Genomic DNA, 21,439 nt, shown 5'->3' with positions numbered 1-21,439 from the left:
TTCGACGCGATCTCGCTCTGCGGCATGTCCTCAACGAAGGAGAGAAGAAGAATCTGGCGCTGCTCATCGGGGATCGACTGGAGCGCCTGTGCTACCAGCCCGTCCTCCTGCTTGCGGCCCAGCAGCTCTTCTCCCTCCGGCGCCTCCGACGGCTCGTCATAGTCGCCGAGCTCGGTCGTCGGCATGTGCACGTCACGCCTTATCCTGTCGATTCGCAGGTTCCGGGCGATGGTGAACACCCAGGTGGTCACTGACCCCTTCGACGGCTCGTACAAGCCCGCCTTGGTCCACACCGCGATCATGGCTTCCTGAACAAGATCCTCAGCCAGTTCAGCCGAAGCGTTCTTGCGCATCATGAAGCTTTTCAGGCGCGGCGCAAAATGATCGAACAGCTGGGCGAAAGCCTGCCGGTCATGGTTTTGCGCCACCTTCTTGATCAAGGTGCGGAACTGCGTCTCAAGCCGCAGTTTTTCGTCGTTTTGTCGCTTGTCTGCCGAATCCATAACGGCATACATAGCATGTTTCTCCTGTTCCGTCGGGTTTACGCCTCGGTCTGTCAGACGGATCACCTGATCCGCCCCTGGAAACGGGGCGTAGCTACTGCAAACTAGGGGTAAACCTCTGTGAAAACACGTCATATTGCCGTCGTCGGATCGGGCATTTCCGGATTGTCCGCCGCCTGGCTGCTCTCACATACGCACCGGGTGACCCTCATAGAGGCTGACGCTCGGCCGGGCGGGCACTCCAATACGGTCGACTGTGAGGTGGACGGGGTGGATGTGTCCGTCGACACAGGCTTCATCGTCTACAATCCCCCGGCCTATCCCAATCTGACCGCGCTGTTCCGCCACTTGGAGGTGCCGACGGCGCCATCCAACATGAGTTTCTCCGTGTCGATGGGGAAGGGCGCCTATGAATATGCAGGTTCTGGCCTTGCACAGGTGGTCGGGCAGGCTGGCAATCTTCTCAGTCTCGGCCACTGGCGGATGATCCGTGATATTCCCCGCTTCTTCAAGACCACGCTGGCCAAGCTTCCTTCCCTTTCCGAGGAACTGACCATCGCCCAGTTCCTCAAGGCGGAAGGCTATTCCGACTTCTTCCTCGAGCGGCACCTCTTGCCCATGGCGGGGGCGATCTGGTCTGCGGCACCTGGCGACATGCGCGACTATCCGGCCAAGGCTTTCCTGCAATTCTTCAATAATCACGGGCTCTTGAAGATCACGAACCGCCCGCTCTGGCGTACTGTGAAGGGTGGATCCCGTGAATACGTTTCGCGCCTCATCCGCAGCGGCACGTTCGAAACGAGGCTGCGGACCCCCGTCGCCGCAATCAGGCGTCATGCCGATGGTGTCACCATCCGCGCGGTGAACGGAGAAGAGCAGGGCTATGACGATGTTGTGATCGCTGTACATGCGGACCAGGCGCTCTCGATGCTCGCTGATGCCTCAAGCGAGGAGCGGCGGCTCCTGTCATCTTTCCGTTACTCCAGGAACCGTGCAATCCTTCACCGGGATCCGGGCCTCATGCCCAGGCGGCGCCGGTTATGGTCCAGCTGGAATTACCTCTCGGAATTGCCACCGTATTCCGCTACGACAAGTGCCGTGACCTATTGGATGAACAAGCTTCAGCCCTTGCCCGTCGAGGCGCCCCTCTTCGTGAGCCTCAATCCGCTTGATGAGCCGCGGATGGAGAAGGTCCTTGCCGAGTTCGACTATGCCCACCCCATATTCGACCCTGCCGCCATGGCGGCGCAGAAGGAACTCTGGAAGATTCAGGGCACGCGCCGCACTTGGTTTTGTGGTGCCTACTGGGGTTCAGGATTTCATGAAGACGGGATTCAGGCAGGTCTTGCCGCTGCCGAAGCACTGGGCGGCGTGAGGCGGCCCTGGTCGGTGGAGGATGAATCAGGCCGCATCCACCTGGAACCGCCCCGTCCCGAAATCGCCCCTGCCACGGAAGCTGCGGCGTAAGATGCCGGAGACCTGCCTTTACCGTGGCGAAGTCGTGCATCGGCGGCTCAACCCGGTTCGGCACGAACTCCGCTATCGGGTGGTGAACCTGTTCGCAGATGTCGATCGGCTGGAGGAGACAGGCGCTCGGCTGCGCCTGTTCAGCTACAATGGCTTCAACCTGTTCTCCGTGATGGACCGCAACCACGGACCCGGAGATGGTACGCCGATCCGTGAACATGCCTGGAAGCTGGTTCGCAATACGTCAGGAGGCGAGGACGTCAAGCGCGTCTTCATGTTCTGCTACCCTAGCGTGCTGGGTTATGTCTTCAACCCGCTTACCGTCTATTACGGCTTTGATGCCGATAATCGCTTGCGGTTGATGATTTATGAGGTGAACAACACTTTTGGCGGGCGGCACTCATATGTGATTCCGGTTTCCGGGAATTTCGCCCAGAAGGCGCCGAAGCAGTTTTTTGTTTCGCCTTTCAATTCCGTCGAGGGCAACTATACCTTTCACTTTACGTCACCCGGGGAGAAGATGGCTCTGGGCATAGCGCTCTCGGTCGGCGGAAAGCCGGTTTTGAACGCCTATGTGAGCGGGACGCGGGCGGTCCTTGGCGACTTGGCGCTACTGCGTTCCTTCGTGAATGTGCCGTTCCTCACCCTCAAGGTGATCGGCGCCATCCACTTGCAAGCATTGCGGCTATGGTGGAAAGGTTTGACGCTCAAGCCCAGGCCACGCGTGCCTAACCATAGAGTTGACTTCCTGCCCGAGGTGACGACCAAGCCATGACAACCGAAACCCTGCAAGCCCGGGAAGGCCTCCTCGGTCACGCCATCGCCGCACTGGGGCGGAAACTCCTGCCCCGGGACATTTCCGGTGGCCTCACCCTTACACTGCCGTCCGGAAAGGTGCACCGGATCGGGTACATGAAGCCGGGCGCCTCCTGCGACCTGCAGCTCAAGAACTTCAGGCCGATCTGGAGCGCTGTCCGCCGCGGCGCCATCGGCTTTGCCGAAAGCTATATGGCGGGTGATGTCGAAAGCAGCGACATCACGGCCGTGCTGCGATTCTATCTGCAGAACCGGGAACCTCTGGACAAGGCAGCTCGACCCGTATTCCACAAGAGCATGGTCGACAGGCTGTTCCATCTCCGGAGGGCCAACACAAAGGCCGGTGCGCGCCGCAACATCAGTGCTCACTACGATCTTGGCAACGAATTCTACGCTGTCTGGCTCGACCAGACGATGAGCTATTCTTCCGCCTTCTTCGGGCAGGAGGGCGAGAGCCTGAAGTCGGGCCAGATTGCCAAGTATCGTCTCGTTCTCGACGCGCTTGGCCTCCAGGGCCGGTCGGATATCCTCGAGATCGGCTGCGGCTGGGGCGGTTTCGCGGAGGTGGCGGCGGATCAGGGCCACCAAGTGACAGGTCTCACCATCTCTCGCGAGCAGCTCGATTATGCGCGCAGGCGCCTCGGGGATCGTGCGGAGATTCGCTTCCAGGACTACCGTGACACTGCTGAGCGTTTCGATGCCATCGCTTCGATCGAGATGATCGAAGCGGTGGGTGAAGCGAACTGGCCAACCTACTTCCGGGTGCTGCACGACAGGCTCAAGCCAGGTGGAAATGCCGCAGTTCAGGCGATCACCATCAGCGAGCGGCTGTTTCCCGGTTACCGCGCAAAAACGGATTTCATCCAGCGCTATATTTTCCCAGGCGGCATGCTGCCAACGAAATCCATTCTTGCCAGCCAAGCTGCCGCAGCAGGGCTGAATTTCGAAACCGTTGCGACATTCGGTCAGGACTATGCCCGAACCCTGGCTCTCTGGCGCGAGCGTTTCGAAGCATCATGGGCTGCCGTGTCCCGCCTCGGCTTCGATGACCACTTCCGCCGCCGCTGGCGGTACTATCTCTGCTACTGCGAAGCTGGCTTCACCGAGGGCGCCATCGACGTGGGCGTTTACAGGTTCACCCGCGGCAGGTGATCGGCTTTGGCTCATGTCCCGTATCGGGCTCATGCTGAAGCGCAATGAAGCGGCCAATTTTGATCTCCTCACCTATTTCGAAGGCAAGACCCTGGCCTCCGGAGTATTCGAGAGCCGTTCCGGTGACGTGAAGCGGCGCTTCACTGTGGAAATGACGGGACGGGCGGACGGCAGCACCCTCGTGCTGGAAGAGCAGTTCGACTTCGACGATGGCGAGCGCCAGCAACGGACATGGACGCTGACCCGCGGAAATGGACAAAGCTTTACCGGAACCTGTGCTGACGCCGTCTCCGGGGCCCATGGTGGTTTCGACCAGGGCCGGGCCTATATGCGCTCGTCCCTGCGTCTCAAGGTTGGCAGCCGCCTGGTCGCGATGCGGTTCGACGATGTCTTTTACGATGCCGGGGGCGGCGCCGTTGTCAATCGGTCCACGGTCAGCAAATGGGGCATCACGCTCGGCCAGGTTCTTATCCTGTTCCGCAAGTCGTGATCACTGGTTCACGTAGAGCATCTCGTACAAGACGGGGCGGAGTGTGAGCATCATGCCATCGGCCATGGCAGCGTGGCCTTCGGCGGAGGGGTGAAGAGCACCCGTCGTCTCCGAGAACACGGCCGCGGAAGCTTGCTCGTCGATCTTGCCGAAGCGGTCAGTCACCTTCTGGTTCACGACCATGTAGGCATCGTTGAAGGAGCGCACCCAGCGCTGCCGCAAGGCATAGGGGAAGTGCTCTGTCGCGGGGTTGTAGGGGCGCCAGCCTGCCTCCCTCGAGGTGAATTGCGGCTGGCAAGTCTGCGTATCCCGGCTGGCCGAGCCGAAGCAGGGTATCATCAGTTGTTCAGCGGGGTCATCGAGCCGCCTGACGTTGCGGGCACAGAAACCATGGCCCTCGAACATGCGGTCAGCATAAATCCGTCCGGCGAAAGTCCAGCCGTGGTCGCCGGCAAGATCGCGCATACGCTTGTGGAGGATCGCAAACTGATCACGAACCGCGGCAAGTCGCGAGTCGCGCGCAGTTAGCCATGATGAAAACATGTCGAGCGACTGATTGGCCGCATAACGGTCCTCCTCATCGCCCTCGGACGGCGCTGCTTCGCAGATCTGGCCCGCCTCGTTGGTGACAAGGTCCGGATAGGCTGTCAGGACGATCCGCGACGGATCGAACAGACCGTCTGGCGCTGATGTGACGGGAATGGTGTCCTCCAGCGCGGCCGCAAGTTCGGCATATGAGCCGGGAAGTACATCTCGCATGCGTCTGGAAAATTCCTTGTCGCTGACCGTTGCGCCAAAGAAACCGGCAATGTTGGTCGAGGCTGTATCGCGCAACGACGCCCATGCGACGATATTGGAGAAGCCGATGTCGTTTCCGCCGACCGAGAGAAAGAGGAAGTCGAGCGTACGCCGGAATGCATTGCCGGGGCAGTGCGGCAACCCCTGGCGCATCTCAGGCCGCTCTCGGCAGAGTTCCCGCACGAGGCGGTAGAGTTGGGAGTCGCGTTCCCCGCCTGCGATCGGCCGGGCGATGGTCGTATTGCGCCGTTCGCCACCAGAAATCCGCTCAACGTAGGTCTGCGGCCCCAAGATGCCGTCAACGATGCCGGCACCCGAGCAGGAAAGGTCAAGAAATGTCACGGAAGCCTGAGGATTCTCGACCGCGATCTGCAGCGCTGCGCGGAGTTGCTGGCCATAGAGCGAGCGGTGGCAGAGCTCATCGGTCCAACGGGCATTTCCACCCGCATCATTGCGCTTGCGCACGGGAAACAGATTGCGAAAGCGCCTCGTATCGGTGAAGGCCACGGGCAGGTTGGGATTGCCTTCTCCCGAGGCAAAGCTGTCTCCCAGCCCGGCGATCAGCAGGTCCCTGACACGCGCCTCGGCGATGATGGGCGATTCACCCACGACGTTGACGGAGATCTCGGCACCGCCGGGATAGGGCAGTTCGACGCCGGGGCCGCTCACCCGTTCGTTGCAGGAGGTTTCGGCGACGATCCGCCCGTCGATCCGCCATTCGCATGTCGCCGCTGCGGGCACCGTGGTCCCGCTTCCCGCGAGCCACAGTTCGACAGCGTGGCTCTGCGGGTTCAAGTAGGCTTCAGTGCCGCCACAGGCCGAGTGGTTGCGCCGTTTCGAATCATAGCAGAGTTGATCCTGGCCGCGCGCCGCCCATCCCCGCCAGTCGAAGTTCTTTCGCAGGATATTGCTGAAGGCGATGTAGCGGTCATTCAGAACATGTTCCGAACCGAGTATGGACGTACGAGCGACGAAGGTGTCGCGCTCGTCGGATGTCATGCCCTGGTTGTCGACATGGAGCAGGTACTGCCGCCAGGCATTCTCATGAAGCTTGAAGAATTGCGGGTCGCTGAACAGGCGGAAGCGGTTGACGACTTGCCACTCGATCCTGAACTGGCTGGTGCCAAGCGTCTGCGCCTCGGCAGGCCCGGCGAAAAGACCGGCAATGACGGCGATGAAAAGAAGCAGTTTCGGCATTCGTCAGGCTTATAGGTCGAAACCGGGCCAAGTTTGGGCAGACTTCAAGGAATCTCGGGATTGCGCCGTGCGATGATGACCCGGATACCGGCATCGAGAAGCATCTTGTGGTTGGCGTCCGAAATGCCGTCATCAGTGATGAGCGTGCTGATGCGCGTGAGCGGCATCATTGCGTTGCGGGCGCGTAAGCCGAACTTGCGGCTGTCAGCCAGCAAGATTGCCTCATCCGCACGTTGCAACAGAAGTTCGGTCTCGCGCACCACGAGTGGGTGGGACTCCTGCATGCCCGATGGCGTGATGGCCTGGGCGCCGAGAAAGAACTTCGAGGCATAGAATTCGGGCGGTCCTGCCTTGGGGGAAAAGACGATCCCCGGTTCACGGTACAATTCACCACCTGCCAGTGTGAGATGGCAGGTGCCGTTCTGCCAGAGCGTTGCCGCCAGAGGCATCGAATTGGTGTAGATTTTCACGTTGCGGTTGGCCAGCAGCATGGCAAACAGGTAACATGTCGATCCGCCATGTATGATCAGCGCGTCGCCATCCTGCACCAGTGCTGCCGCTTCCTGGGCGATGGCCTTTTTCGCGGTGACCCCGAGCATCTGGTTCTCGGTAAAGGGACGGGCGCTTACCCTGTCGAGGATGCCACCCGCATCAGCCGCCGCGATGCCGCCAAATACCTTGCGCACCGCACCGGTGGCGTGAAGCTTGGCAATATCCCGCCGGATGGTGGCAGGTGATGCATCCAGCACGGACTGTAGATCGCGCACGGAGGCAAAGGGGCGGTCCCTCAACACTTCCAGCACCCGCTTAAGGCGTTCAGTCTCTGTCATTCCAACGGCCGTTGGTGAGCGAAGTTAATCAATTGTGCAACGCAAAAATCATACTTCAATCTTAAACTAACTCACTTGACGCTTTTTGATCACCAATGTTTATTATCGATCACGGTCAGGGACAAGTAAACAGGGACAAGAAATTCCTTCGATCGGAACCGCGGGCGTCAGATACGAGGGAGCGACACGCATGGGGAGCGGAAGACCAGTTGAGTCTGCGGCAGATCACGCTGCACTCCCGGTTGAGCTTCGGTCAGTTTCCAAGTCATTTGCCGGCATCAAGGTCCTGAGCGGCGTGAGCTTCGACATTCGCCCAGGTGAAGTGCATGCACTCATGGGCGAAAACGGCGCAGGAAAATCCACGCTCATCAAGATCATGGCCGGACTTCACCAGGCGGATGAGGGCGAAATACTGGTGAACGGGAAAGCCGTGAGGTTTTCCTCTCCCGGGGACGCCCACAACGCCGGAATCGCAACGGTTCACCAGGAGTTGCTGCTCTTTCCCGAACTGACGGTGGCTGAGAACATTTTTCTCGGACAAACGCCAAAGACCTCACTTGGCACCATCGACTGGCGAACCATGCGGCACCGCGCGCGGGAGCTTCTCGACACCCTGGACAGTGGCGACCTCGACATCGACCAGAAGGTGGCAACACCTTCCTCGGCCTTGCCACACCGAACGCCATGAAGCCTTATGTCGAGAAAGGCTGTGTCAAGTCCGTGGTGCTCTGGAACCCCGTTGACCTTGGCTGCGCCGCGATGCATGTGTTGCGCTCGGTGGCTGACGGCACGCTGCAGCCGGGAGCGACCTCGGTGAAGGCCGGCAAGCTCGGCGATCTCCAGGTCATCAATGGTTCGGAGATCCTGCTGGGCGCGCCTTACGTCTTTAACAAGGAAAACATCGGCCAGTTCGACTTCTGATCATCCGCAATCCAGGCGCGCCGGCATTGAACCGGCGCGCTTCTTCACTTCCAAAAGCGAGAGTCTCATGAGCAATTCCGTAACCGTTCCCTCTCTGTGGGACGACGCCAAGGCCGCCCAGATGGACGAACCCGGCCTCCTTCTCTATCGTTCGAATCTGCTGGGCGCGGATTTGCGCATCACCAACTTTGGTGGCGGAAACACCTCTGCCAAGGTTGAGATGAAGGATCCGCTGAGTGGCCAGCCCGCCACAGTCCTGTGGGTAAAGGGCTCAGGCGGCGACATCGGCTCGATGAAACTTGATGGTTTTGCCACGCTCTACATGGAGAAGCTTGAGTCTCTCAAGTCTCTTTACAAGAGCCTCGACCAGGAAGACGCGATGGTGCACGCTTTGAACCATTGCACCTTTGATCTCAATCCGCGCGCGCCGTCGATTGATACGTGCCTTCATGGCTACGTTCCCTATCCGCACGTCGATCACGTCCATTCGGATGCCGTGATCGCCATCGCCGCATCGGATGATTCCGAAAGGCTGACGGCAGAAATCTTCGGCGAAGAGATGGGCTTTCTGCCGTGGCAGCGGCCCGGCATCGACCTGGGCATCAAGCTTGGCGAGATGGCGAAGAGAAACCCGCAATATGTGGGGGTGGTCCTTGGAAGCCACGGCCTGTTCACCTGGGGCCGGACGGCCAAGGAGTGCTACGACACAACGCTGCGAATCATCAACAAGGCAGCTGTCTGGCTGGAGCGCAGCCGCGAGAAGCCGCCATTCAAGGGCGAGAAGGCCAGTTCACTGTCAGACGCTGAGCGGCGCGACGTGGCGCTTCGCCTGTTGCCAGAGATCCGCGGCAGGATCTCGAAGCATGAGCGCAAGATCGGCCACTTCGTCGATTCGCCCGAGGTCATGGAATTCGTCAATTCCAACATGCTGGAGCAGCTGGCGCCGCTCGGCACCTCTTGCCCCGATCACTTCCTCCGCACCAAGATCCGCCCGCTCATCATTCCACATGACGCGGATGGTCCAACCCTCGACAGGCTCATCGAGGGCTATAGAGCGGACTACGCAGCCTACTACGAGCGCTGCAAGCACCCTGATTCACCAGCCATTCGTGATCCGAATGCGGTGATCTATCTCGTTCCGCGCGTCGGCATGCTCTCCTTCGCCAAGGACAAGGCCACGGCGCGCATTGCGGCTGAATTCTATGTGAACGCCATCAATGTCATGCGCGGGGCATCAGGTGTTTCGGCCTACAAGGGCCTGCCCGAGCAGGAGGCCTTCAACATCGAGTACTGGCTCCTTGAGGAGGCGAAGCTCGCCCGCATGCCGAAGCCCAAGAGTCTTGCCGGCCGCGTGGCTTTCGTGACGGGTGGCGCGGGTGGCATCGGCTCGGCCATCGCTTCGAAGCTCCTCGCTGAGGGGGCATGTGTTGTTCTGGCCGACATTGATCAGGTTTCCCTTGATGAGGTGACGGCTGGGTTCGCCAGGACCTATGGCAAGGACAACGTACGCGGCGTGAAGATGGACGTCACGTCGGAGGCGGCCGTGATTGCCGCCATGGATGAGACGGCGCTCTGCTTCGGCGGTGTCGATATCATCGTTAACAATGCCGGCATTACCATTTCAGCTCCCGTCGAGGATACAACACTTGAGTTGTGGAACCGGAACCACGCGGTGATGGGGACGGGTTACTTCCTCGTTGGCCGTGAGGGCTACAGGCTGCTGAAACGGCAGGCCCTCGGTGGTTCCATGGTGTTCATCTGCTCGAAGAACGCGGTGGCTGCCTCGCCTGGCGCATCCGCCTATTGCGCCGTGAAGGCTGGGGAGCTTCACCTCGCCCGCTGCATGGCGCTGGAAGGTGCACCGCTCGGCATTCGCGTGAATGTCGTCAACCCGGACGCCGTTCTGCGCGGTTCCAAGATCTGGCAAGGCCCCTGGCGCCAGCAAAGAGCCGTGTCACTCAAGATCACCGAAGATGAACTTGAGGAGCACTACCGCAAGCGCTCGCTTCTCCAGCGATCCGTCTATCCGGAGGATATTGCCGAGGGGGTGTATTTCTTCGCCTCCGACCTGTCCAGCAAGTCGACTGGTAACTTCCTCAACGTAGATGCGGGCAACGCCGCGTCCTTCACGAGGTGAGCCATGAGCTTCGCGATCACTGAAGATGTTATTGGATCGGGAAATGCAAAGCTCGCGCAAGCGCTGGCGGAGGATTTCGACGCCCTCGGCAGGCAATTGTCACGCCGCGGCATTTCCATCGAGGCCATGACCGAGCGGGCGATGGCCTTCTCCGTAGCCGTGCCGACCTGGGGCGTGGGAACAGGAGGCACGCGCTTTGCGCGTTTCCCCGGACCCGGTGAGCCGCGCCACATCCATGACAAGCTTGAGGATTGCGGGGTCATCAACCAACTGACGCGGATCACGCCCAACGTCTCCCCGCACTTCCCTTGGGACAAGGTGAGCGACTACAATGCCCTTCGCCAGGAAGCGGCCTCGCATGCGCTGGGTTTCGATGCTGTCAATTCCAATACCTTCCAGGACCAGAAGAGCCAGCGGCTCTCCTACAAGTTTGGTTCGCTCACCCACGCTGACAGCGGCACCCGGACCCAGGCGGTGGAGCATAATCTGGAATGCATGGAGATCGGCAGGCAACTGGGGTCAACGGCGCTGACCGTCTGGATCGCCGATGGATCGAATTTTCCGGGTCAGACGAATCTTGGCGCTGCCTTCGACCGCTATGTCGATTCGCTGAAGACGATCTATGGAGCACTGCCGAAGGATTGGTCCGTCTTCCTGGAGCACAAGCTTTATGAACCTGCATTCTACTCGACCGTGATCTCGGATTGGGGCTCGAGTTTCATGGCGGCTCTTGAACTCGGGCCGAAGGCGCGATGCCTGGTTGATCTTGGCCATCATGCGCCCAACACCAACATCGAGCAGATCGTGGCGCGGCTGATTCGCGCCGGCAAGCTTGCAGGATTTCACTTCAACGATTCGAAATACGGCGATGACGACCTCGATTCCGGATCGATCGATCCGTTCCGGCTGTTCCTTGTGTTCAACGAACTGGTGGATGCAGAATTGCGCAAGGCCGATGGGTTCGCACCAGCCTACATGATCGACCAGTCTCACAATGTGACGGACCCAATAGAAAGCCTGATGTCATCTGCGGTGGAAATCCAGCGCGCCTATGTGCAAGCATCACTGATCGACCGGGACGCGCTTATGGCAGCGCAAGAATCAAGCGACGCGCTGCTCGGTCACCGGCTCGTCAAGCAGGCCTTCGTGACGGACGTTTCCCCGATTCTTGCCGAGGCGCGCCGCCGGAAGGGTGGTGCCATCGACCCCATCGGTCTGTATCGCGACAGCGGATACAGGGCACAGAAGTCCCGGGAGCGCCCCGCGGTCGAAGGTACCTCGGCCGGCATCGTCTGATGCCGGCCGCTCAGGTCTCAGGCGACGAGGCTGTCCAGCGCCGAACTGGTCTTCTCGATCTGCTGTGTGATCTCGGCCTGCCGGTTGCGCAGCGTATCGAGGTGTTGCCTTAGCAGGCCGACGGTCTTTTCGCTGGCGAGCACATCCTCATCGGGCGACAGCATCGCCAGAATGTCCCGGATCTGGGCAATGGGCACTCCCAGCCGGCGCAGCGTGAGCACATTCTTCAGCCGGCGGACATCACTTGCCAGATAGGTGCGGAAACGGCCGTGGCGGGGGGGAGAGATCAGCTCCGCGCGCTCATAGAAGCGTATCGTCTTGGGGTCCGTCCCGGTCAGCTTCGCCAGTTCGCCAATGAACAGGAAGCCATTCTGGGGCTCGCCGTCAGTTTCCTGATACAATTCAAAGTTTTGCTCCATTTCCTGTTCCACTGTCTTCTCCCTTCCGTCCATGCCGCGTCCAAACCGGCGATTGCGGTGAATTTGAGTAGAATATTCCCGTATGGGGTGCAAGATAAATCTTCATCTATTATTGCGTGTATGCAGAGAATCCCCGCCGCACTGCCTAATCGCAACATAGGTGATGTCTATCATCTAAGTATAACTGAATCTTACTAAGTAATAATAGTCTTTAATTCAATTTTGTGGCGCATGTATAGCAATATAATCCAAGTCTAAGTCCTTGAAATAATAAGACATTAACTTCATATTAACCATATCTTCTTGATGATTGGTAACACCATGACATTACGTCTGGTGCTGAATACCAATGGAAAGAAGATTGCCATCATGATCATTCTGGTTGACGACCGTACCGACGTGACCACGGCCTATCGCGCAAGCTTCGGCCGGGAGGGCGTGTCCGCCGCAAGCTTCACCCCGTCCGACTTCGACAACTGGTTTCACTCGACAAGCGGGCCGGATCTCGCTGCGGTTGAAGCTTTCATCCTTGGCGACTTCGACAGGCGGGAAACGATCACGCGCGTGATCAAAACGCGAACCGAGGCCCCTGCCATTGCGCTGAATGATTCGACCGGCCTCGAGTCAACGCTAAAGCTGTTTGCTGCCGGGGTTGATGATGTCGTTCGCAAGCCAGTGCATGCGCGGGAGATCATCGCCCGAATCGGTGCCATCCGCAGGCGTGCCACGCCCGGCGCCAAGTCCGCCACGGTCGGCGATCTTCGCGTTTTCAGCGATGGCAGGGACCCTGAAGTGGGAGGAAGCGTGCTGACATTGCCGAGGCGAGAGCGGCGCATACTCGAATATCTCGTTGCCAACCGCACCAGGCGTGTAAGCCGCAACCAGATATTCAACGCCGTGTACGGCCTCTTCGATGAAGAAGTCGAGGAAAGCGTGGTGGAAAGCCACATCAGCAAGCTGCGGAAGAAACTCCGGACTGCCCTTGGCTACGACCCCATCGATACCAAGCGCTACCTTGGCTACCAGATCGTCTCGTCAACCTCAGATGCTGCCTGACAGGCCGGCGGCAATCTCGCGGAAGGCATCAATCGAGGCTGGCTCGGACGTTGACTGGCTGAGCACGCCATAGAGTTTCGGAACCGACTCGACCGCCCGGTCGAGTTCCGGATCAGCCCCCGGCAGATAGCCACCCATCGCCCGCAGGTCGCGTGTGTCCTCGAAGCGGGCAACGAGTTTCTTGAGTTCACGAACAGCCTTAGACTGGTCTGGCGTCCACACAAGATGCGCCAGGCGGGACAGAGAGGAGAGAAGATTGACAGCGGGATAGCGGCCCTGTTCGCCGATCGCGCGATCCAGCACGATGTGACCATCAAGCGTGCCACGGACCGCATCTGCGACGGGGTCGTTGTGGTCGTCCCCGTCAACCAGCACTGCGTAGATGCCGGTAATCGTACCTTGACCCTCTGCGCCTGGTCCTGCCCTCTCGAGAAGCTGCGGCAAATCGCTGAACACCGACGGAGGGTAACCGCGCGCCACCGGTGGCTCTCCGGCAGAAAGAGAAACCTCCCGGCAGGCATGCGCGTAACGGGTCACTGAATCCATCACGAGCAGTACGTTCTGGCCGAGATCGCGGAAATGTTCGGCCAGAGCAGTCGCCAGCTGCGGGGCAAGGCGGCGCATCATCGGGCTTTCATCACCCGTCGCAACCACGGTGATGGCATTCTGAGCAGCCGCACCCAGCGTATTCTCGACAAACTCCCTTACCTCACGGCCCCGTTCACCGACAAGAGTAACGATGACGATGTCAAAGGCTGCCGCTCGCGCTATCATGCTGAGAAGCGTCGACTTGCCCACTCCCGAACCAGCAAAGATACCAATCCTCTGGCCAAGGCACAGCGGCGTAAAGCAGTCGAGCACGCGCACTCCGGTGGACACTCCCTGCGAGACCACCCGGCGCGCCATGGCCCTCGGCGGGCTCGCTGCCACGCCAACGGTAACCATTCCCTGGCGAAGCGGTGGCCCACCGTCAGCCGCCCGGCCAAGTGAATCGACAATGCGCCCGCGCCAGTCAGGCCCGGGAAGGTAGTGAAGCTCCCCGCGCGGGGAGACGCGGTCAGAAAGAGCCACCGCGGCCCGATTGTCGTAGGGCTTGCACTGGGCGATGTCATGGTCGAGCCGGATAACCTCCGCAAGTTCTGGTCCGCGCGAAGTGGCGATCTCCACCAGTGAACCGATTCGCAGCACCCGAGAAAGACCCGCGATCTCGATCGAGGAGGGCCCCACCGAGCGCACCTCGCCAAGAGCCCGCGCAAAAGGCATCGACTGAGCCGCCGCTGCAACGCGAGCCGCCATCGCCGTCAGTGGGCGCTGGTTAGGTGACATTAGGATCCGCGCGCGCCCAGTGCCTGGATCGTGTCCCTGATGGCCGAATCACGCTGCTCCAGACTGGCGCTCACTGCCTCGAAAGCCCTCTGGACCTCAATGAGACGGGTCATCTCAAGTATCGGGTTCACATTGGATCCCTCGACGAACCCCTGCAGGATTCCATCCTTTGAGAACTCTTGCACTGGTTCCACCGGTCCCGCCGTCAGAAACGCGGCGTTCTCGTAGCGCCGGTATCCCCGCGTGAGATCTATCGCAAAAAGCCCGAGTGAGCCGACGACCCGGCCATCTTGCCGGATGACGCCATCCCGGCTGATGTCCAGCGCGCCCCCCCGCGGGTCTGCTGAGAGTGGCGAAGCGCTAGCGTCCAGAACCGGGTGCCCGTTGAGGGATACGATGTCGCCAGTCGGCAGCATTTGCATCCGCCCGTCACGCGTATAGGCCGTTCCCTCTGGTGTCAGGATCGCCAGAAAGCCCGAGCCCTGGACAGCAACATCAAGGGGGTTTCCTGTTGCCGTGAAAGCACCGCTGCGGGTATCCGCGTGCGACCCGCCTTCAAATGCAAAACTCGTATCGAAGGGCGCTGTCTTGGAGACGATCGTGGAGAAGCCGACACCTTCCGCGCGGAACCCGGCCGTCCCAGCATTCGCCACATTATTTGCGATGGTCTCGAGCCGCCGGGCCTGCGCCAACTGTCCCGATACTGCAACGTGGGAATTGACATCCATCAGCGATTAACCCCTCTCAAGAGTTGCATGCTCAGAAGGAGTGAGTTGTCAAAGTTCGTGAGCATGGACCGGCTGAGCCCAACGACAGGAGCAGACTGCATGCCGCTTCCGTTCGCAGCCTGCCATCTGGCTGTAAACCGCGTGATGAAGGCGTCGAGCTTTGCTGGGCTTCCGAAGTCTGCAACTTCGATTCTGGAACGAATGAAAGCGGCCTGCGTATCGATATTGGTGTTCGAATATGAAGCCGGAAGGCCGAGTACCGTCTGAACCACCTTGTAGAGTGCGGGATCACCCATCAGACCAAAGATGCTGCTCACCTCGGGAGCCTTGCGTTGGAAGTAGAGTGACAAGCGCAGGCCCTCGTCACTCCGTCCCGCCTCCGATTCCAGCTGGATGCGCAGATAGCGGTCCACCGCGCCTTGCTGGACACGGTCGAAAGCCGTCGCCGTACCGCCGTAGCGGGCAAAATTGAACGCCTCGGCGAATTCGCGGAAACGTGGATCCGCGAGTTGCAGGGCAAAACTCTTCTGGCTATCGAGTCCCTCTGTCAGGACCTTGCGCATGAAGGCCTTGCCATAGATCATGTCCTTCAGCCCGAAGGCGGTCATGGCGAAATTATAGAGCCGATCATTCTTCAGAAGGTCCTCGGCTGATTTAACGCTACGGATATTGGCGAGATAATAGTCAGACTCGCGTTTCACGTCGGGACGTTGCGACAAGTTGCCAAGTGTCCGCTCTATGTTCCGCGAAATCTGCTGATAGCGTGCAACTGTTCCGGTCATCTTTTTTCCCTCGCAAGGGAGATTGGCTGCTTTGCCTTGTCCCGGCCTGAAGACAGGTGCCTACAGGCCCGCGCAAGCATCCAAATCTAGCCAGAAGAGCAGATCACTGCAGGAAAAAGCCGCACATGACCTTCGTCATCGGCATGGTCATCGTTTTCGGATGTCTGCTCGGCGGTTTTGCGGCCATGGGCGGGCATATCGGCGTGCTGTGGCAGCCCTGGGAGTATGTGATCATTCTTGGCTCCGCCATCGGCACCTTCTTCGTGGCCAACTCGATGAAAGTCGTGAAGGATACCTTCAAGGCGGTCATGGAAGCCATTAAGGAGGCCACGCCGAAGCCACGTGACTACCTCGACACGCTCGCCATTCTCTATGCACTGATGCGTGAACTCCGAACCAAGACGCGAACAGAAATGGAAGTACATGTCGACAATCCGGCGGAGTCCGACATCTTCAAAGTCTTTCCGAAGATTCTCGCTGACAAAGACCTGACGAATTTCATATGTGATTATTGCCGCCTCATCATCATCGGCAATGCCCGTACCCACGAAATCGAGGCGCTGATGGACGAAGAGATTCAAACGATCCAGCGCGACAAGCTCAAGGTCTATCTGGCCCTTTCCGCCATAGCTGACGCGTTGCCGGCACTCGGAATCGTGGCTGCGGTGCTTGGCGTCATCAAGGCCATGGGTTCCCTCGATCAACCGCCGGAGGTTCTTGGCCATCTAATCGGTGCGGCACTCGTTGGAACATTCGCCGGCATTCTCTTTTCCTACGGCATTTTCGGTCCACTCGCGACCAAGGTGAAGACCGTGCGAGAGAAGAGAGTCAGGCTTTACGTGATCATCAAGCAGACACTTCTCGCCTTCATGAATGGCGCAATGCCGCAGGTGGCGCTTGAGCATGGCCGAAAGACGATCTCGGCCTATGAGCGCCCGACGATTTCCGAGGTTGAGCAGGAAACGATGAACGCCGGCAATGGCGACTCCAAGGCTGCGTGACCGGCAGGTAAGGCCAGCTTCATGAAACACCCGCTCTCCGCATCGCATTTCAAGGCCCGTACCCGTGAGTCCGTCTCCACGATACCCTCCGCAGTAAAGCTGTCGGTCCTTCTGGCTGAAGCCTGCAGAAGGGCATTTGCAAGCTTTGTCTCGATTTCCTGGCGTGTGACTCCGGACCGCATTGAAGAGTTGAACACTGAATCAGCTGACTCTTCTGTACGTTCGATCCGCTTCGAATCGGCCAGCGGATCGCTGACGATAGACATCGTGCTCGATCGCCCGCTCATTTCAGCCTTGCTGGAGGCATTCATGGGTGGAAGTGGAACAGAGGCACCGTTCGACCTGGGCGAAAGACCGCTCTCGGCGATTGAGAACGGTCTCCTGGACCTTGTTAGCGAGAGACTTGCCAGTGAGGTGGCCGAGACCATGGGCAGTCATTTCGGGCGGCCGTTCAGCCACTTTCAAGAACATGAGGCACGCAATCAAAGTCCCGCCGCCAAGGAACAGACATCGTTCCGGCTTCTGGTTAACGTCTTCGGCCATAGCGGCGAAGTTCTCATGAGCATGGAGAGCAACGCACTGATTCATCAGATAAGATCTTCGGATCCGGCGGGCGGGAACGCCGAAGACGACGTTGCACACAACCGCCTGCAGCGTCAGGTTGGAAGGTCGGACGTGGAACTGACCGTCACGCTGGGCCCCGAAACACTTTCCGTGGAGGACATAACCACCCTACGGCCAGGGCGAATGATCACGCTTTCCTCCACCGTCTCCACACCAGTTACGCTTTGGAGCGGTGGTATTGCTGCCTTCGAGGGAAGTCTCGCCCGTTCGGGCGACCGGTTGGCTGTCACCATCGCCGCGGCCATTGCCTGACCAACTTCAAGCAAGGCCGTTGACGTAAGCAAGTAAAAAATTGAAAATCAGGCTGGTTTGATGTCTTCCATCCTCAGTGAACAGTTGCCCGAACTCAGTCCTCCCTCCCCGGAACCTGGTCCCGAACCCGTTATCTCCCGGCGGCTTCCAGGCGCTGTTCTGCGGATCCCCGTTTCCGTGCAGGTCGTCATCGGAACTGCACGCATGCCCTTGTCAGAAGTGGCGGAACTCAAGCCCGGCGCCAACGTCACGCTAGAGGAGAAGCTCGGAACGGCAGCCAGGGTCCTGGTGAACGGGCGGGAAGTCGCAAAAGGTGAGCTGTTCGTGCTGGATGGAGACGGAGACCGGTTAGGGCTGACCATCACGGAAGTGGTGGAAAGCGGCCCCACCGGGCCCTGACGGAGCCCCCGTGTCGAACTTTGCCTTTCCGGCCATGGCCTCCGCTGCGCCGCGCAGCGGCCGCGAGCGCGTGGCCATACTCTTGCTGGCGCTTGGCGACAAGCTTGGTCCTCAGCTCCTCCAGAGATTCGACTCCGCAGAGGTCAAGGCGATCATGGAGACCGCCACCTCGATCAGCCGTGTCGAAAAGCAGGATCTTGACCTTCTGGTCGACGACTTTGCGGCGCAGTTCGCCAAGGCACTGGGGCTCGGTACGGACTTCGAGGCCGTGAAGAGCCTCGTGGAGCGCGCCTTCTCGCCCGGCGAACTCTCGAAGATGCTGGGAAACCAGATCATGCAGGCGGGTGAGCCCGTCTGGAAAAAGTTCGAAGCCGGGATGGAGAACGCTCTCGTTCCGTATCTGCTGGACGAACACCCGCAGACGATTGCCTTCGTCCTCTCCCGGCTCGATTCAGAGTTCGCCGCAAGATGCCTGTCCATCCTTCCTGGTGACTTCCGCGTTACTGTTGCGCGGCGCCTTCTCAAGGTTCAACCCGTTCGCGAGGAGGTAGAGAGCATCGTCGAGGCCGCGCTGGAGCGTGATTTGTTGTCGAAGGCCGACGCAGCCCTGGAGGCAGAGGGTCGAGGCCGGCTCGCCGCCATGTTGAACAAGATCGAACGTGACATGTCTGGCGAAATCCTCGCTGGTGTTGCCGCCTGGAAGCCGGATGAGGCCGTCAAGCTGAAGCGCTTGATCTTCTCCTTTGAAGATATTGGCGCTCTCTCACAGGAATCGAGGCTCTCCCTGTTCGACAAGCTGCAACCAGACCAGATCGTACTCGCACTCAAGGGAATGGACGCTGCCATCAAGGAAGTGGCACTGTCGTCGCTCGGGGCAAGAGCCCGGCGCATGGTGGAAGCAGAGCTGGCCAGCGACAAGGGAGTGCGCAACAAGGAGGGAGACGCCGCGCGAAGCGCCATCGTTGCGAAAGTCCTGGAGATGGCTCAGCGCGGCGAAGTCGAGTTGCCCAAGAGCGATGAACCTTCTGGCTGATGCGCCTTCGGGCCGACCATGGCAGAGGATCAAGACCAGGAAAGCAAGACTGAAGAGCCAACCGAAAAACGGATCGCGGATGCCGTCAACAAGGGAAATGTGCCGATTGCGCGGGAAGCGACCCTCTTCGGCTCTCTCGCAGCAATACTGGGAGTGCTGCTCCTTCTGGCGCACTGGTCGGTCAGCCGAATCGCGAACACGCTCAGGGAAGCCTTGGGTGCAGCAGGTGGCATTCGACTCGAGGACCGTGAGGCAGCGGCCAGCTTCATCGCCAGCCTGTTGATTGATCTCTCGGCTGCCCTCCTCCCTTTGATGGCGGTCGTTGCGGCCGGAACGGTTCTGGCCTCTCTGGCGCAAAACAAGCCGGATGCGGCATCGGAGCGGATCACACCCCGCATGTCCCGCATATCGCTGTTCGCGGGCTGGAACCGGCTGTTCGGCAAGCTCGGCCTTATCGAATTCGCAAAGTCAGTGCTGAAGATCATGGCAGTCACGGCTGTGCTCTGGTTCGCAATGAAGAATGACCTGCAGGAATTCGCCTCTGCACTCTATGCCGATCCCTATCTGCTGCCAGCGATGCTGCAAGACTGGACAGCTGCCGTTCTCATTCCTCTCCTCGTTCTCGCACTTTTGCTTGCAATCGCGGACATGGTGTGGTCGCGGCTCCGGTGGCGCAGAGAACTTCGCATGACCCCCGATGAAGTCAGGCGGGAGATGAAGGAAGCGGAGGGTGACCCTCTGTTGAAGGCGAGGATGCGGAACGTTGCGAGGCAACGTTCTTCCCGCCGCATGCTTCAGAATATTCCTATGGCCAGCATGGTCATCACCAATCCCACGCACTACGCCGTGGCGCTGCGCTACGATCGCAACGAAGGTGGTGCACCCGTGGTCGTCGCAAAGGGAGTGGATCATCTGGCACTTCGCATTCGCGAGCTTGCCTCTGAACACGCCGTTCCGCTGGTCGAGAACCGCCCGCTTGCGCGAGGTCTTTACGAGCAGGTCGACGTCGATCAGCAGATTCCTCCGGAGTTTTACCGCGCCGTGGCCGAAATCATCCACTACCTCAATAGCCGGGGCCGGCTTCCGCGTCAGCAGCGCGCTGGTTGATCACTGCAAGCCCGGGACAAGCTCAATCCCCTAGAAGCACAGTCCTCTATCCAAGGAGACCGCGCGATGTATCTCTTCGAAGTCGCTTCACGCCACATGACGTGGATTGCCGAACGCCAGATGGTAACGGCGGCAAACATCGCAAATGCTGACACGCCCGGTTACCGCGTCCGGGAAATCAATCCCTTCTCATCATATCTTGAGGGTCCGGCCGTTCAGCTGGCAGCCACGTCTCCCATGCATCTCTCGATCAGTCCCGGAGAGCTTCGATCTGCCGGCACGCGCGCCGGAGAGGGATGGAATGCCTCCCACTCCGGCAACGATGTTTCGATCGAGAAGGAACTGATGGCTGCCAGCTCGAGCAACAGAATGATGAACATCGATTCGAGTATCGTGCGCTCCTTCCATCGTATGCTGCTCTCCAGCGTTAAGGCGTGAACATGGCGGTTGATCCACTCCTCTCAGTCATGCGCACGGCGTCGTCTGGCTTACACGCGCAGTCGACACGCCTGAAGATCGTGTCCGAAAACCTCGCCAACACCGAATCGACAGGAACACGCCCCGGCGCGGATGCCTATCGCCGCAAGATGGTTACCTTCGAACAATCGCTTGACGAGGTCACCGGTGCGTCGCTCGTCACCGTCAACCGTGTCATTCGCGACATGGAGCCATTCGAGAAGGAATACAAGCCTGGGCATCCGGCGGCGGATGTCGCAGGCTACGTGAAGTTGCCCAACGTGAACATGGTGGTGGAGATGGCGGACATGCGCGAAGCCAGCCGCTCCTACGAGGCCAATCTGCAAATGATCCGGCAGGCACGTGAAATGACATCAATGATGGTTGATCTTCTAAAGGGGCAATAGCGTGACGATCTCCTTCTCGTCAATTTCCTCACTGCCGGAGCTCGCCATGAAGCCGCCGCAGGCGGCCGCGCCTTCGGGGCATGCTGCCGCGGAAAATGGCGGTGGATTTGCCGCTGTACTCAAACAGTTTGCCGGAGACGCAGCAAATACCGTGCGCCAAGGGGAGGCCGCAGCGCTCGCCGGCATCAGCGGAGACTTGCCGCTGCAGACTGTCGTTGAGCGCGTCATGGCGGCGGAGCGCA

Annotated in this window: 23 protein-coding genes and 1 pseudogene; 17 read left to right on the top strand and 7 right to left on the bottom strand. The window is 59.6% G+C overall.

Annotated elements, in window-relative coordinates; all coding sequences use genetic code 11:
* Window positions 1-515 (bottom strand): sigma-70 family RNA polymerase sigma factor (locus ACILRA_RS06070; RefSeq protein WP_395661199.1); only part of this gene is annotated, 515 nt, incomplete at its 3' end.
* Window positions 516-623: 108 nt separating this feature from the next.
* Here ACILRA_RS06070 and ACILRA_RS06065 point away from each other — a divergent pair.
* From ACILRA_RS06065 to ACILRA_RS06050, 4 genes are read left to right on the top strand one after another with little or no spacing between them, the layout of a single operon-like run.
* Window positions 624-1,970 carry an NAD(P)/FAD-dependent oxidoreductase gene (locus tag ACILRA_RS06065; protein ID WP_395661198.1) on the top strand — a complete coding sequence of 449 codons (1,347 nt, stop codon included), beginning with the start codon at window positions 624-626 and terminating at the stop codon, window positions 1,968-1,970.
* Window position 1,971: 1 nt separating this feature from the next.
* Window positions 1,972-2,745, top strand: coding sequence for a DUF1365 domain-containing protein (locus ACILRA_RS06060; RefSeq protein WP_395661197.1), 774 nt, complete (start codon window positions 1,972-1,974; stop codon window positions 2,743-2,745).
* Window positions 2,742-3,938 (top strand): class I SAM-dependent methyltransferase, encoded by a 1,197-nt coding sequence (locus ACILRA_RS06055; RefSeq protein ID WP_395661196.1) that lies wholly within the window; start codon window positions 2,742-2,744, stop codon window positions 3,936-3,938. Before ACILRA_RS06060 ends, ACILRA_RS06055 begins: the two co-directional genes overlap by 4 nt.
* 13 nt (window positions 3,939-3,951) lie before the next feature.
* Complete coding sequence (locus tag ACILRA_RS06050; protein WP_395661195.1) at window positions 3,952-4,428, top strand: DUF3833 family protein; 477 nt, start codon at window positions 3,952-3,954, stop codon at window positions 4,426-4,428.
* On the opposite strand, the gene ACILRA_RS06045 is transcribed toward ACILRA_RS06050, so the two are convergent.
* Window positions 4,429-6,423, bottom strand: coding sequence for an SGNH/GDSL hydrolase family protein (locus ACILRA_RS06045; protein ID WP_395661194.1), 1,995 nt, complete (start codon window positions 6,421-6,423; stop codon window positions 4,429-4,431).
* Window positions 6,424-6,467: 44 nt separating this feature from the next.
* Window positions 6,468-7,253, bottom strand: coding sequence for a DeoR/GlpR family DNA-binding transcription regulator (locus ACILRA_RS06040; protein ID WP_395661193.1), 786 nt, complete (start codon window positions 7,251-7,253; stop codon window positions 6,468-6,470).
* Between the two features lie 295 nt (window positions 7,254-7,548).
* Here ACILRA_RS06040 and ACILRA_RS06035 point away from each other — a divergent pair, with 295 nt between their 5' ends.
* From ACILRA_RS06035 to rhaI, 4 genes are all read left to right on the top strand, one after another.
* The gene (locus ACILRA_RS06035) at window positions 7,549-7,941 is read left to right on the top strand and encodes an ATP-binding cassette domain-containing protein (protein ID WP_395661192.1); all 393 of its coding nucleotides are present in this window, start codon (window positions 7,549-7,551) and stop codon (window positions 7,939-7,941) included.
* On the top strand, window positions 7,938-8,174 hold the full coding sequence (locus tag ACILRA_RS06030; protein WP_395661191.1) for a hypothetical protein: 237 nt from the start codon (window positions 7,938-7,940) through the stop codon (window positions 8,172-8,174). Before ACILRA_RS06035 ends, ACILRA_RS06030 begins: the two co-directional genes overlap by 4 nt.
* A 67-nt stretch (window positions 8,175-8,241) precedes the next feature.
* On the top strand, window positions 8,242-10,311 hold the full coding sequence (locus ACILRA_RS06025; RefSeq protein ID WP_395661190.1) for a bifunctional rhamnulose-1-phosphate aldolase/short-chain dehydrogenase: 2,070 nt from the start codon (window positions 8,242-8,244) through the stop codon (window positions 10,309-10,311).
* A gap of 3 nt (window positions 10,312-10,314) precedes the next feature.
* Window positions 10,315-11,607 carry an L-rhamnose catabolism isomerase gene (gene rhaI / locus ACILRA_RS06020; RefSeq protein WP_395661189.1) on the top strand — a complete coding sequence of 431 codons (1,293 nt, stop codon included), beginning with the start codon at window positions 10,315-10,317 and terminating at the stop codon, window positions 11,605-11,607.
* Window positions 11,608-11,624: 17 nt separating this feature from the next.
* Here rhaI and ACILRA_RS06015 read toward each other — a convergent pair whose 3' ends face one another.
* The gene (locus ACILRA_RS06015) at window positions 11,625-12,026 is read right to left on the bottom strand and encodes a MerR family transcriptional regulator (protein ID WP_395661188.1); all 402 of its coding nucleotides are present in this window, start codon (window positions 12,024-12,026) and stop codon (window positions 11,625-11,627) included.
* Between the two features lie 369 nt (window positions 12,027-12,395).
* On the opposite strand from ACILRA_RS06015, the gene ACILRA_RS06010 reads away from it, so the two are divergent.
* A complete protein-coding gene (locus ACILRA_RS06010; protein ID WP_395661200.1) occupies window positions 12,396-13,082 on the top strand; it encodes a response regulator transcription factor in 687 nt (228 codons plus the stop codon).
* Here ACILRA_RS06010 and fliI read toward each other — a convergent pair.
* From fliI to ACILRA_RS05995, 3 genes are all read right to left on the bottom strand, one after another.
* Window positions 13,068-14,345, bottom strand: coding sequence for a flagellar protein export ATPase FliI (gene fliI / locus ACILRA_RS06005; protein ID WP_395661187.1), 1,278 nt, complete (start codon window positions 14,343-14,345; stop codon window positions 13,068-13,070). The two genes, ACILRA_RS06010 and fliI, sit on opposite strands and share 15 nt — an antisense overlap.
* Before the next feature lie 62 nt (window positions 14,346-14,407).
* Window positions 14,408-15,136 (bottom strand): flagellar basal-body rod protein FlgF, encoded by a 729-nt coding sequence (gene flgF / locus ACILRA_RS06000; RefSeq protein WP_395661186.1) that lies wholly within the window; start codon window positions 15,134-15,136, stop codon window positions 14,408-14,410.
* Window positions 15,136-15,918 (bottom strand): DUF1217 domain-containing protein, encoded by a 783-nt coding sequence (locus ACILRA_RS05995; RefSeq protein WP_395661185.1) that lies wholly within the window; start codon window positions 15,916-15,918, stop codon window positions 15,136-15,138. The genes flgF and ACILRA_RS05995 overlap by 1 nt, the downstream gene beginning before the upstream one ends.
* 125 nt (window positions 15,919-16,043) lie before the next feature.
* On the opposite strand from ACILRA_RS05995, the gene motA reads away from it, so the two are divergent.
* The 8 genes and pseudogenes from motA to ACILRA_RS05955 form a co-directional block, all read left to right on the top strand.
* Entirely contained in the window at window positions 16,044-16,919 is an 876-nt protein-coding gene (gene motA, locus ACILRA_RS05990) for a flagellar motor stator protein MotA (protein WP_395661184.1), read from the top strand.
* 21 nt (window positions 16,920-16,940) lie between these two features.
* Entirely contained in the window at window positions 16,941-17,795 is an 855-nt protein-coding gene (locus ACILRA_RS05985; RefSeq protein WP_395661183.1) for a FliM/FliN family flagellar motor switch protein, read from the top strand.
* A 60-nt stretch (window positions 17,796-17,855) separates the two neighbouring features.
* Window positions 17,856-18,194 (top strand): FliM/FliN family flagellar motor switch protein, encoded by a 339-nt coding sequence (locus ACILRA_RS05980; protein ID WP_395661182.1) that lies wholly within the window; start codon window positions 17,856-17,858, stop codon window positions 18,192-18,194.
* Window positions 18,195-18,204: 10 nt separating this feature from the next.
* Window positions 18,205-19,227 carry a FliG C-terminal domain-containing protein gene (locus ACILRA_RS05975; protein WP_395661181.1) on the top strand — a complete coding sequence of 341 codons (1,023 nt, stop codon included), beginning with the start codon at window positions 18,205-18,207 and terminating at the stop codon, window positions 19,225-19,227.
* Between the two features lie 18 nt (window positions 19,228-19,245).
* Window positions 19,246-20,334 (top strand): flagellar biosynthesis protein FlhB, encoded by a 1,089-nt coding sequence (locus ACILRA_RS05970; RefSeq protein ID WP_395661180.1) that lies wholly within the window; start codon window positions 19,246-19,248, stop codon window positions 20,332-20,334.
* A 66-nt stretch (window positions 20,335-20,400) separates the two neighbouring features.
* A complete protein-coding gene (locus ACILRA_RS05965; RefSeq protein WP_395661179.1) occupies window positions 20,401-20,772 on the top strand; it encodes a flagellar basal body protein in 372 nt (123 codons plus the stop codon).
* 2 nt (window positions 20,773-20,774) lie between these two features.
* Entirely contained in the window at window positions 20,775-21,197 is a 423-nt protein-coding gene (gene flgC, locus ACILRA_RS05960; protein ID WP_395661178.1) for a flagellar basal body rod protein FlgC, read from the top strand.
* Between the two features lie 46 nt (window positions 21,198-21,243).
* Window positions 21,244-21,439: pseudogene (locus ACILRA_RS05955) on the top strand (hypothetical protein); the annotation flags it as partial.

Origin of the sequence: Aestuariivirga sp., from assembly GCF_044239095.1 — a bacterium.
In the GTDB taxonomy this organism is placed as follows: domain Bacteria; phylum Pseudomonadota; class Alphaproteobacteria; order Rhizobiales; family Aestuariivirgaceae; genus Aestuariivirga.
Note: the sequence above shows the minus strand (reverse complement) of the source record. Positions and strands in the feature narration are given on the sequence as shown.

Excerpts from the sequence above, each read along its gene's own strand:
- ACILRA_RS05985 (WP_395661183.1), top strand. The coding sequence starts at position 16,941 with ATGAAACACCCGCTCTCCGCATCGCATTTCAAGGCCCGTACCCGTGAG.
- ACILRA_RS06060 (WP_395661197.1), top strand. The coding sequence starts at position 1,972 with ATGCCGGAGACCTGCCTTTACCGTGGCGAAGTCGTGCATCGGCGGCTC.
- ACILRA_RS05970 (WP_395661180.1), top strand. The coding sequence starts at position 19,246 with ATGGCAGAGGATCAAGACCAGGAAAGCAAGACTGAAGAGCCAACCGAA.
- ACILRA_RS06045 (WP_395661194.1), bottom strand. The coding sequence starts at position 6,423 with ATGCCGAAACTGCTTCTTTTCATCGCCGTCATTGCCGGTCTTTTCGCC.
- rhaI (WP_395661189.1), top strand. The coding sequence starts at position 10,315 with ATGAGCTTCGCGATCACTGAAGATGTTATTGGATCGGGAAATGCAAAG.
- motA (WP_395661184.1), top strand. The coding sequence starts at position 16,044 with ATGACCTTCGTCATCGGCATGGTCATCGTTTTCGGATGTCTGCTCGGC.
- ACILRA_RS06025 (WP_395661190.1), top strand. The coding sequence starts at position 8,242 with ATGAGCAATTCCGTAACCGTTCCCTCTCTGTGGGACGACGCCAAGGCC.
- ACILRA_RS06050 (WP_395661195.1), top strand. The coding sequence starts at position 3,952 with ATGTCCCGTATCGGGCTCATGCTGAAGCGCAATGAAGCGGCCAATTTT.
- flgF (WP_395661186.1), bottom strand. The coding sequence starts at position 15,136 with ATGGATGTCAATTCCCACGTTGCAGTATCGGGACAGTTGGCGCAGGCC.
- ACILRA_RS06040 (WP_395661193.1), bottom strand. The coding sequence starts at position 7,253 with ATGACAGAGACTGAACGCCTTAAGCGGGTGCTGGAAGTGTTGAGGGAC.
- ACILRA_RS05965 (WP_395661179.1), top strand. The coding sequence starts at position 20,401 with ATGTATCTCTTCGAAGTCGCTTCACGCCACATGACGTGGATTGCCGAA.
- ACILRA_RS06030 (WP_395661191.1), top strand. The coding sequence starts at position 7,938 with ATGAAGCCTTATGTCGAGAAAGGCTGTGTCAAGTCCGTGGTGCTCTGG.
- ACILRA_RS06010 (WP_395661200.1), top strand. The coding sequence starts at position 12,396 with ATGATCATTCTGGTTGACGACCGTACCGACGTGACCACGGCCTATCGC.
- ACILRA_RS06055 (WP_395661196.1), top strand. The coding sequence starts at position 2,742 with ATGACAACCGAAACCCTGCAAGCCCGGGAAGGCCTCCTCGGTCACGCC.
- flgC (WP_395661178.1), top strand. The coding sequence starts at position 20,775 with ATGGCGGTTGATCCACTCCTCTCAGTCATGCGCACGGCGTCGTCTGGC.
- ACILRA_RS05995 (WP_395661185.1), bottom strand. The coding sequence starts at position 15,918 with ATGACCGGAACAGTTGCACGCTATCAGCAGATTTCGCGGAACATAGAG.
- ACILRA_RS05980 (WP_395661182.1), top strand. The coding sequence starts at position 17,856 with ATGTCTTCCATCCTCAGTGAACAGTTGCCCGAACTCAGTCCTCCCTCC.
- fliI (WP_395661187.1), bottom strand. The coding sequence starts at position 14,345 with ATGCCTTTTGCGCGGGCTCTTGGCGAGGTGCGCTCGGTGGGGCCCTCC.
- ACILRA_RS06015 (WP_395661188.1), bottom strand. The coding sequence starts at position 12,026 with ATGGAGCAAAACTTTGAATTGTATCAGGAAACTGACGGCGAGCCCCAG.